The sequence below is a fragment of the Massilia aurea genome (assembly GCF_024753205.1).
In the GTDB taxonomy this organism is placed as follows: Bacteria; Pseudomonadota; Gammaproteobacteria; order Burkholderiales; family Burkholderiaceae_D; genus Telluria; species Telluria aurea.
This window is the reverse complement of record NZ_JANUGZ010000016.1, coordinates 1-1,941: the sequence shown is the minus strand read 5'-3', so window position 1 is coordinate 1,941 and position 1,941 is coordinate 1. Positions and strand designations below refer to the sequence as shown.

Genomic DNA, 1,941 nt, shown 5'->3' with positions numbered 1-1,941 from the left:
CAATGACCGAACGGCTGCACAAGAAGGGCATTCTTGCCAGCGTCCGTGTCGTCTTCGGCGCGCCAAGGCTGGCTGCATTGGCAGCAGCCTGTAATTTTTCGACCAGCCCCGATTGCGCGACTGTTCCGGCAAACCTGCTTGCCGATCACTCCGGTCCCATGACGCCAGAGCTGCTGTCACTCGTAAAGTTGACACAGACCGAGATCGACCGTATCGCAGCCACTGTTCTTGGCGGCGCAGCGAACATCCAGGACATCTATCCTCTCGGCCCACTGCAGGAAGGCGTACTATTCCATTCTTTACTGAAAGATGCACGTGATCCGTACGTACAGTGCAGCACGATTCGGTTCGATAGTCGTGCCCATCTGGACAGATTCCTGATAGCGTTGCAGGCTGTTGTTGACCGCCACGAGATTTTGCGCAGTTCAATTCATTGGGATGCGCTCGTGCGTCCTGTGCAGGTAGTTCACCGTCGAGCGCCCCTCGATGTCCGCCAAGTCGAGCTAGACGGCGCTTTTTGCCCACAAGAGCAACTCAGGGAGCTCTCTCCTCAGCGTTTGAATTTGAATCGGGCACCGCTTCTGGTTCCTTGCATCGCCGTCGATCCGAAGTCGTCGGCGTGGTACATGGCTCTGCTGTCACATCATATCGTGTGCGACCACATGTCCCTCGAACTACTCACCTCGGAAGTTCGCCTAATTTTACAGGACCGTCGCGCAGAACTATCGCCGGCGCTGCCGTATCGCAACTTCATCGCTCAGTTATCTGCGACCTCACAGTCGTTGCATGAAGACTATTTTCGCACTCAGCTTGGTGATGTGGATGAGCCGAGTGCACCTTTCGGCATATTCAACGTACAAGGTAATGGCACTGATGTACAGGAAGCACGTCTGACGGTCGATCCGAAGATTTCACAACGTGTACGCCAGGCAGCGCGCCGATACGGCACAAACGGCGCCGCATTGTTTCATCTCGCCTGGGCCCAAGTACTGGGAAAATGTTGCGCCCGAGACGACGTGGTCTTCGGTACCTTACTGGTTGGGCGCATGTACGGCGGTAACGATGCCAGTCGCGTACCGGGTATGTTCATCAATACGCTGCCGATTCGCCTGCGGATTGGGGAACTAAGCGTCAGCGAGGCGCTCAAGAGCACCTTCGCAAAACTAACTGATCTGATCGATCACGAGCAGGCCCCGCTGGCCCTGGTCCAGCGCTGTAGCTCTGTGTCGCCGCCATTGCCGCTGTTCACCACTTTGCTCAACTTCCGTCACAGCAAGCGGTCCCACGCACTGCAAGATAACGCCTATCTTGAAGGCATTACGCTCCTCGAAGGTGTCGAACGAAGCAACTATCCGATTACCATTTCGGTAGACGACTGGAGCGACGGATTTTCAATCACTGCCCAGTGCACCGCAGGAATCGATGCTGAACGCGTCGCAAACTATCTAAACACATCGGTCGTGGCGCTGACCGATGCACTCGAGCAGCAACCCGACCGTCCGATAGGTGAGCTACAGATTCTGCCCGAGGCTGAACGTCATCAGCTGCTCGCCGCGTCCAATGGCACAGCGGCAGAGCAGCTCCCGTCTCATCTGATAAACCAGCTGTTCGAAGAGCAAGCCGCGCGTCAACCGGATGCCACGGCCGTCGTCTTCGAAGACCAACACCTGAGTTATGGCGAACTGAATCGCCGTGCCAATCGTCTGGCGCACCGTCTTATAGCCCAGGGCGTGGTCCCCGACGCACGGGTGGCCATTTGCGTCGAACGCAGCCTGGACATGATTGTTGGCTTGCTCGCCATTCTCAAAGCAGGCGGGGCCTATGTCCCGCTCGACCCAATCTACGCGGGTGAGCGCATGGCCTACATGCTTGCCGACAGCCAGCCAGCAGTCCTGCTTACGCAAAACGCCTTGCGCGACCATCTGAATTGCGGTCCCGATC

The 1,941-nt window shown here is 57.1% G+C and carries 1 protein-coding gene; it reads left to right on the top strand.

What is annotated here, in order from left to right; all coding sequences use genetic code 11:
* Positions 1-1,941, top strand: a 1,941-nt coding sequence (locus NX775_RS23815; RefSeq protein ID WP_258838238.1) for a condensation domain-containing protein, incomplete at both ends; no start/stop codon positions are given.